Source organism: Paracoccus sp. S4493 (assembly GCF_000967735.1).
GTDB classification, from domain to species: Bacteria; Pseudomonadota; Alphaproteobacteria; order Rhodobacterales; family Rhodobacteraceae; genus Paracoccus; species Paracoccus marcusii.
Genome location: NZ_JXYF01000008.1, coordinates 63,696 through 71,360, shown reverse-complemented (window position 1 = coordinate 71,360; position 7,665 = coordinate 63,696). Strand labels below are relative to the sequence as shown.

Annotated in this window: 9 protein-coding genes; 4 read left to right on the top strand and 5 right to left on the bottom strand. The window is 69.0% G+C overall.

Features of this window, described 5'->3' with window-relative positions:
- The 4 genes from TW83_RS21965 to speB form a co-directional block, all read right to left on the bottom strand.
- The coding region (locus tag TW83_RS21965) for a DUF4167 domain-containing protein (protein ID WP_239441266.1) at window positions 1–664 on the bottom strand (664 nt) is incomplete at its 3' end.
- A gap of 254 nt (window positions 665–918) precedes the next feature.
- On the bottom strand, window positions 919–1,755 hold the full coding sequence (gene prmC / locus TW83_RS02065; RefSeq protein ID WP_045981108.1) for a peptide chain release factor N(5)-glutamine methyltransferase: 837 nt from the start codon (window positions 1,753–1,755) through the stop codon (window positions 919–921).
- Window positions 1,752–2,807 (bottom strand): peptide chain release factor 1, encoded by a 1,056-nt coding sequence (gene prfA, locus TW83_RS02060; protein ID WP_045981107.1) that lies wholly within the window; start codon window positions 2,805–2,807, stop codon window positions 1,752–1,754. Before prfA ends, prmC begins: the two co-directional genes overlap by 4 nt.
- Before the next feature lie 110 nt (window positions 2,808–2,917).
- Window positions 2,918–3,877, bottom strand: coding sequence for an agmatinase (speB, locus tag TW83_RS02055; protein WP_045981106.1), 960 nt, complete (start codon window positions 3,875–3,877; stop codon window positions 2,918–2,920).
- 223 nt (window positions 3,878–4,100) lie between these two features.
- Here speB and rpsF point away from each other — a divergent pair, with 223 nt between their 5' ends.
- The 4 genes from rpsF (at window position 4,101) to bmt (ending at window position 6,524) form a co-directional block, all read left to right on the top strand.
- Entirely contained in the window at window positions 4,101–4,541 is a 441-nt protein-coding gene (rpsF, locus tag TW83_RS02050; protein WP_045981105.1) for a 30S ribosomal protein S6, read from the top strand.
- Between the two features lie 13 nt (window positions 4,542–4,554).
- Window positions 4,555–4,782 carry a 30S ribosomal protein S18 gene (gene rpsR / locus TW83_RS02045; protein WP_042247758.1) on the top strand — a complete coding sequence of 76 codons (228 nt, stop codon included), beginning with the start codon at window positions 4,555–4,557 and terminating at the stop codon, window positions 4,780–4,782.
- 13 nt (window positions 4,783–4,795) lie between these two features.
- Window positions 4,796–5,386, top strand: coding sequence for a 50S ribosomal protein L9 (gene rplI / locus TW83_RS02040; RefSeq protein WP_045981104.1), 591 nt, complete (start codon window positions 4,796–4,798; stop codon window positions 5,384–5,386).
- A 163-nt stretch (window positions 5,387–5,549) separates the two neighbouring features.
- On the top strand, window positions 5,550–6,524 hold the full coding sequence (gene bmt / locus TW83_RS02035; protein WP_045981118.1) for a betaine--homocysteine S-methyltransferase: 975 nt from the start codon (window positions 5,550–5,552) through the stop codon (window positions 6,522–6,524).
- Here the strand turns inward: bmt and TW83_RS02030 are convergent.
- The gene (locus tag TW83_RS02030; protein ID WP_239441265.1) at window positions 6,521–7,600 is read right to left on the bottom strand and encodes a PA0069 family radical SAM protein; all 1,080 of its coding nucleotides are present in this window, start codon (window positions 7,598–7,600) and stop codon (window positions 6,521–6,523) included. The genes bmt and TW83_RS02030 overlap by 4 nt on opposite strands.
- Window positions 7,601–7,665: the final 65 nt, after the last annotated feature.

Genomic DNA, 7,665 nt, shown 5'->3' with positions numbered 1-7,665 from the left:
GCGCGTCCTGGCGCGGCTCGGACCGCGGGCGCTGCTCACGCGGCTGGTTGTCGCGCTGACTGTCACGACCCTGATTGTCGCGGGCCTGATTGTCACGATTCTGATTGTCGCGGGGTTGGCTGTCGCGACCCTGGTTCTCACGGGGCTGACCATCGCGGGCCTGGTGATCGCGCTGGCCGTCGCGGGGCTGGTGTCCGCCATCGCGCTGCTGGTCCCGCTGCTGTCCGCCGTCGCGCTGCTGATGGTCGCGGCGCTGGTTGCCCTCACCCTGATTGCCGTTCTGGCCACCATTGTTCCGATCGCCGCTGTTCTGGCCACCGTTGTTCTGACCGCCGTTCTGGCCACCCTGGTGATAACCATGGCTGCCGATGTTGCTCTGATAGCCGTCATCGTCGGGGCGGCCCTGGCGTTCGGCCATCTCGCGGTTCGCCTCGCCCAGCATGCGGGTGTAATGCTCGGCGTGCTGCAGAAAGCTCTGCTCCGCGACGCGGTCATGGGACAGCTGCGCGTCGCGCGCCAGCGTCAGGTATTTCTCGATGATCTGCTGGGGGGTGCCACGCACCTTGCCCTCGGGCCCCGAGCTGTCAAAGACGCGATTGGTGATGTTCCCCAGCGTGCGCTGGCGGTTCGATTTGCTACGCGAGCGGGATTTTGATGATCTCATCAGTCTTGTCTGTAATGTTTCCGGGCGTCGGGATGCCAGCGTGAACTGGACGGCGGTGTCGGACGGATACGGGGGCTGTGACCACTCCGTTCAGCCCTGCCTTGCCCAACCGCGGCGCACCAGATGCACCCCTTCGGTATCGGCAGTTGTCAGGCTGACCCATGCGACGGCTAGGGCCTGTCGCACGCTGCCGACTAACCATGCAATGACGGGCCAGACAAGGGAAAACTGCGAAAATCACGCCGAAATGGGCGTCAAACCGCCGCAGCGGGCGCGAAATCCGCCAGCACCACCCGGTCGCGTCCATCCAGATCGGGCAGCACGCGAACCTGCGCGCCGTGCGCCCGGAACAGCGCCGCGACCGCCGCGCCCTGGGTCGGTCCGATCTCGACCAGGGCGGCGCCCTTGGGCGACAGCAGGCCGCGCACGCCCGCCGCGATGGTGCGATAGGCGCCCAGCCCGTCGCCTTCGTCCGTCAGCGCATGGCGGGGTTCCCAGTCGCGCACGTCGGGGTCCAGCAGCGCCATCTCGATCGCCGCGATATAGGGCGGGTTCGACACGACCAGGTCGAACGGCCCCTCGACCCCGTCCAGCCAGTCGGCCTGGCGGAACCGCGCGTCCACGCCGATCCGCCGGGCATTGTGACGCGCAACCTGCAGCGCGGCCTCGGATATGTCGGTTCCCAGCCCCGTCGTCCCCGGACGCGCCGCCAGAAGCGAGATCAGGATCGCCCCCGTCCCCGTCCCCAGGTCCAGCACCCGCCGCCAGGGCCGCGCCAGTGCCGCCTCGACCAGCGCCTCGGTCTCGGGGCGCGGGTCCAGCGTGTCGCGCGTGACCTTGAAACGATGCGCCCAGAAATCGCGGAAACCGGTGATCTGGGCCACGGGCTGGCGCAGGGCGCGGGCCGCGATGCCGCGGTTGAACTGCGTCGCCTGATCGTCGGTCAGCGCGCGGTCGTCGGTGATGCGCAGCTGGCCCGGCTCGATCTCCAGCACCGCGGCCAGGATGCGGTCGGCGTCGCGCGACGCGCCCGCGATGCCCGCCGCGCGCAGCAGCGCCGTGCCCTGGGCCTGGGCGTCCGACAGCCTCACTGCGCCTCGGCCAGGCGGGCGGCCTGGTCATGGGCGGTCAGGGCGTCGATGATCTCGGTCAGGTCGCCGGCCATGACCCGGTCCAGGGCATAAAGCGTCAGGTTGATGCGGTGGTCGGTCATGCGGCCCTGCGGAAAGTTATAGGTGCGGATGCGCTCGCTGCGGTCGCCGCTGCCGACCTGCGCGCGCCGGTCGGCGGATCGTTCGGCATCGGCGGCGGCGCGCTGCATGTCATAGAGGCGCGCGCGCAGCACGGCCATCGCGTTGGCGCGGTTCTGGTGCTGCGACTTCTCGCTGCTGGTGACGACGATGCCGGTGGGCAGGTGGGTGATGCGCACGGCCGAATCGGTCGTGTTGACATGCTGGCCGCCCGCGCCGGACGCGCGCATCGTGTCGATGCGGATGTCGGTCGCGGGAATGTCGATCTCGACGTCCTCGGCGGCCTCGGGCAGGACGGCCACGGTGGCCGCGCTGGTATGGATGCGCCCGCCCGATTCGGTCGAGGGGATCCGCTGCACCCGGTGCACGCCGGATTCGTATTTCAAGCGGGCAAAGACGCCCTCGCCCTCGATCCGGGCGATGGCCTCCTTGATGCCGCCCAGCTCGGTCCGGGTCAGTTCCAGCGTCTGGAACTGCCAGCCCTGGGCCTCGGCGTGGCGGCGGTACATCTCCAGCAGGTCGCCCGCGAACAGCGCGGCCTCGTCGCCCCCGGTTCCGGGGCGGATCTCCAGGATCGCGGGGCGCGCGTCCGCCGCATCGCGCGGCAGCAGCGCCAGCCGCAGGTCCTGCTCCAGCGCGGGCAGCAATGCGCCCAGACGGCGCAGCTCGTCCTCGGCCAGGTCGCGCATCTCGGGATCGGCCAGCAGGGCGCGGGCCTCGACCAGCCCGTCCTGGGCGGCGCGCCAGCGGTCGATCTGGGCAACGACCGGCTTCAGTTCGGCATATTCGCGGCTGATCCTGGCGATCTGGTCGGCGGCGGGGCCGGCATTCAGCTGCGCCTCGAGAAACTCGAAGCGGGCGGCGATCTGGTCAAGGCGGTCCTGGGGCAACATGGATGCGGCTTACCCCCCGGCCCCGGACCGTACAAGCGCCCTTGCATTCCGGCACGACGCCGGGGGGGTCCGGGGGGCGCGCAGCCCCCCGGCGCGGCGCGGGACGCAACTCATCGCCGCGACCAGCCGAACAGCGCGATCAGCTCCAGCGCGACATGCGCGCCCGCGATCGCCGTGGCCCCGGTCGTGTCATAGGGCGGAGAGACCTCGACCACGTCGCCGCCGATCAGGTCGATCCCCGCCAGCCCGCGTAGCAGCGCCGCCGCCTGCCAGCTGGCCAGCCCGCCCCAGACCGGAGTGCCGGTGCCCGGCGCAAAGGCCGGGTCCAGCGCGTCGATGTCGAACGTCACATAGCAGGGCCGGTCGCCGACCACCGCCCGCACCCGCGACAGCGTCGCCTCGATCCCGTCCCGATGCAACGACGGCGCATCCAGGATGGTCACGCCCAGCGTGTCGGGATTGTCGGTGCGGATGCCGATCGACACGCTGGCCGCCGGGTCCACGATCCCCGCCTTGATCGCCTTGTACAGGAACGTGCCGTGGTCGATCCGGTCCGGGTCGTCGTCGACCCATGTGTCGGAATGCGCGTCGAACTGGATCAGTGCCACGGGCCCCCGCCGCGCCGCGACCGCGCGCAGGATCGGCAGCGTGATGAAATGATCGCCCCCCAGGGTGATCGGCGCCGCACCCGCATCCAGGATCGCGCCGACATGCGCCTCGATCCGGGCGGGCACCTCGCGGACATTGGCGTAATCGAACGCCATGTCGCCGTAATCGACCACGTCCAGCACCGCCATCGGATCATAGCCCCAGCCATAGGGCGGATCGAAGGCCTGCAGGCTGGACGCCTCGCGGATCGCGCGCGGTCCAAAGCGTGTTCCGGGCCGGTGAGTCACCGCCTGGTCGAAGGGGATGCCCGTCACCGCTACGTCGACGCCGCCCAGGTCCTTGGTATAGCGGCGGCGCAGAAAGCTGGTGGCCCCGCCAAAGGCGTTCTCGAAGGACAGCCCGCGCAGGCTGTCGCGCGTGAAGGCCTGATCCACCTGGGTCTTCGCATCTTCCAGCGCCATCGCCGCTCCCCCTGTCGTGCCGGCGGCCAGATTGGCCGCGCGCATGGACGGGCGCAAGGGGCGCCGGACGCGGCCGGGGGCGAAAACCCTTGCATCCGCGCGGTTCGCTGCTATGACACGCCATCCTTCCGCCTGAGCTTGACTGTAACGGCGCAGCCTCTCGTGACGGGTGCGGAAGGGACGGCCCGTCGATGAAATGCGCATTCAAACCGAAAGGATCGCCATGCCTCTGTACGAGCATGTGCTGATCGCCCGCCAGGACCTGTCGAACACGCAGGCCGAAGGGCTGATCGAACACTTCTCGACCGTTCTCGCCGACAATGGCGGCAAGGTCGTCGAGCACGAATACTGGGGTGTGCGCACCCTGGCCTACAAGATCAACAAGAACCGCAAGGGCCACTATGCCTTCCTGCGCACCGACGCCCCCTCGGGCGCCGTGTTGGAAATGGAACGCCTGGCCCGCCTGCATGATGACGTGATGCGCGTGATGACCATCCGCGTGGACGAGCATCAGGAAGGCCCCTCGGTCCAGATGCAGAAGCGCGAAGAGCGTGGCGAGCGCGGTGACCGTGGCGACCGTCCCCGGGGCGACCGTGGCGACCGCGATCGCGGCGACCGTGGTGATCGTGGCGGCGACCGCGGCGAACGCCGCGAGCGGAACTGAGAGGATCTGACGAATGGCCAACAAACCCTTCTTCCGTCGTCGCAAGGTCTGCCCGTTCTCGGGCGATAACGCACCTGCGATCGACTACAAGGACACCCGCCTGCTGCAGCGCTACATCAGCGAACGCGGCAAGATCGTGCCCTCGCGCATCACCGCCGTCTCGGCCAAGAAACAGCGCGAGCTGGCCCGTGCCATCAAGCGCGCGCGTTTCCTGGCCCTGCTGCCCTATGTCGTCAAGTAAGGAGACCTGAACGATGCAAGTCATCCTGCTGGAACGTGTGGCCAAGCTGGGCCAGATGGGCGAAGTCGTGAACGTCAAGCAAGGCTTCGCACGCAACTATCTCCTGCCCCAGGGCAAGGCGATGCGCGCGTCGGAAACCAACATCAAGGCGTTCGAAGGTCAGAAGGCGCAGCTGGAGACCCGCAACGCGGAGTCGAAGGCCGAAGCCCAGAAGATCGCGGACAAGCTGGACGGCCAGACCTTCGTGGTCATCCGTTCCGCATCCGATTCGGGCGCGCTGTACGGCTCGGTCACCACGCGTGACGCGGCCGAGGCCGCGACCGAGGCCGGCTTCACCGTCGACCGCAAGTCGGTCGTCCTGCGCGAGCCGATCAAGGAACTGGGCCTGCATGACGTGACCGTCGTGCTGCACCCGGAAGTCGAGGCGACGATCACCATGAACGTCGCCCGCTCGGCCGAAGAGGCAGAGCTGCAGGCGCAGGGCAAGTCCATCCAGGACATGGCCGCCGAAGCCGACGCCGAGGCCGAGTTCGAGATCGCCGAACTGTTCGACGACATCGGCGGTGCCGATGACGGCGAAGGCGACGACCGCGACCGCAACTGATCCCACCGGATCAAGCGCAGACTTTTTTGCCGCGCCGGGAAACCGGCGCGGTTTTTCATTCGTTCCTGTCAAAATTCTCCTTGCTGTGACACATCCCGACATGGACCTGATGACTGGACCCGACATCGCCCCGGCCCCCTTGGCCGTGGCCAAGGAAGTGGTGATGACCGACGCGCTGTCCCTGATGCTGCAGACCCGCCCGCACGTGCTGGCCGACGGCGCGACGGGGACCGCCCTGTTCAACATGGGCCTAGACGCCGACACCCCGGCCGAGATCTGGAACGCCACCCATCCCGACCGCATCGCCGCCCTGCACCGCAGCGCGATCGAGGCCGGGTCCGATCTGTTCCTGACCAACAGCTTTGGCGCGAATGCCAGCCGCCTGGCGCGCCACGGCGCAGCCGCCCGCGTCACCGAACTGAACCGCCGCGCCGCCGAGATCGCCCGCGATCAGGCCGACCGCGCGGGCCGCACCGTCATCGTCGCGGGCAGCATGGGCCCCAGCGGCGAATTCATGGCCCCGATGGGCAGCCTGACCCATGCACGTGCCGTCCAGATGTTCCACGAACAGGCCGAGGCGCTGCGCGACGGCGGCGCCGACATCCTGTGGGTCGAGACCCTCTCCTCGCTGGAGGAGTTGCGCGCCGCGGCCGAGGCCGCGCGCCTCGCCGGCATGGCCTGGTGCGGCAGCCTCAGCTTTGACACCGCGGGCCGCACGATCATGGGCGTGACGCCGGGACAGCTGGCCGCCGCGGTGGAACGTTTGCCCAATCCGCCCGTGGCCTATGGCGCCAATTGCGGCGTCGGCGCGTCCGACCTGCTGCGGTCGGTCACCGGTCTTGCCGCATCGGGCAATGAACGCCCGACCATCGCCAAGGGCAATGCGGGCGTGCCGCATCTGCAGGACGGCCATATCCATTACGACGGCACGCCCGAACTGATGGCCGATTACGCCTGCCTTGCGCGCGACCTGGGCGTGCGGATCATCGGCGGTTGCTGCGGGACCATGCCCGCGCATCTGCGCGCGATGCACGAGGCGCTGGAGACCCGCCCCCGCGGCCCCCGCCCCGCGCTGGACCGGATCACCGCACAGCTGGGCGCCTTCAGCAGCTGCGGCGAGGACGACCGCCGCCACTAGAACAGCGATAGCTGGTCCCCGGCCTTGGGCGGCGGCCCGAACCGCGAACAGTCCAGCGCCGGCCCGCCCGTCCGGTACCCCAACCTGGTTCGCGCCAGCCGGAACCGCTGCTGGGCCAGTTGCGCGTGCAGGCCCTCTCCGCGAAACCGGTGGCCGAAACGCGGGTCGTTGTCGCGCCCGCCGCGCATGTCCTGCACGCGGTTCATCACATGCGCGGCCATCCCCGGCCGGTGCCGTTCCAGCCAATCGCGAAACAGCGGCGCCACCTCATGCGGCAGGCGCAGGTGGATCATCGTGGCGGTGGTGGCCCCGGCCTCGCGCGCGGCGGTCAGGATCGCCTCGATCTCGGGCTCGGTCAGAACGGGGATGACCGGGGCGACCATCACGCGGACGGGCACGCCCGCGCGTGACAGATCCCTGATCATCCGCAAACGGGTCGCGGGTGCCGGCGCGCGCGGTTCCAGCGTACGGGCAAGATCCGCGTCCAGCGTGGTGATGCTGACACCCACCGAGGCCTGATCGCGTGCCGCCAGTTCCGCCCACAGGTCCAGATCGCGCAGGACGGTCTGGCCCCGCGTCACCAGTGTCACCGGGTGGTTCCAATCGCGCAGCACCCGCAGGATGCCGGGCATGATCGCAAGTCGCTTTTCGACCGGCTGATAGGGATCGGTGTTCGTGCCCAGGGCGATCGGCGCGGGGCGATAGCTGGGCCGCGCCAGTTCGCGCGCCAGCAGGTCGGCCGCATCGGGCTTTGCGGTGATCCGCGTCTCGAAATCCAGACCCGGCGACAGGCCCAGCCAAGCATGCGTCGGCCGCGCATAGCAGTAGATGCAGCCATGTTCGCACCCCCGATAGGGATTGATCGACCGGTCGAAGCTGATGTCCGGAGAGGTATTGCGGGTGATGATGCTGCGCGGGCGCTCGACCGTTACCTCGGTCCGCAGCAGGGATTGATCCTCGGCGATGTCCCAGTCGTCGGCTTCTCGGGTCCTGACCTGCTGTTCGTACCGCCCCGCGGGGCGAGTGTCGGCCCCACGGGCCTTGATGCGCTGGTCGGGATCACGGGGCGGAAGCATCTTGCAATTATAGAACATAATAAGAACATCGCAAGCCACCGGTTGATGTTTCGCAAGCCCGCCCA

What these genes read in the sequence shown, in the direction of transcription:
- rpsF (WP_045981105.1), top strand. Translation starts at nt 4,101, where the DNA reads ATGCCTCTGTACGAGCATGTGCTGATCGCCCGCCAGGACCTGTCGAAC.
- TW83_RS02030 (WP_239441265.1), bottom strand. Translation starts at nt 7,600, where the DNA reads ATGCTTCCGCCCCGTGATCCCGACCAGCGCATCAAGGCCCGTGGGGCC.
- bmt (WP_045981118.1), top strand. Translation starts at nt 5,550, where the DNA reads ATGACCGACGCGCTGTCCCTGATGCTGCAGACCCGCCCGCACGTGCTG.
- rpsR (WP_042247758.1), top strand. Translation starts at nt 4,555, where the DNA reads ATGGCCAACAAACCCTTCTTCCGTCGTCGCAAGGTCTGCCCGTTCTCG.
- rplI (WP_045981104.1), top strand. Translation starts at nt 4,796, where the DNA reads ATGCAAGTCATCCTGCTGGAACGTGTGGCCAAGCTGGGCCAGATGGGC.
- speB (WP_045981106.1), bottom strand. Translation starts at nt 3,877, where the DNA reads ATGGCGCTGGAAGATGCGAAGACCCAGGTGGATCAGGCCTTCACGCGC.
- prfA (WP_045981107.1), bottom strand. Translation starts at nt 2,807, where the DNA reads ATGTTGCCCCAGGACCGCCTTGACCAGATCGCCGCCCGCTTCGAGTTT.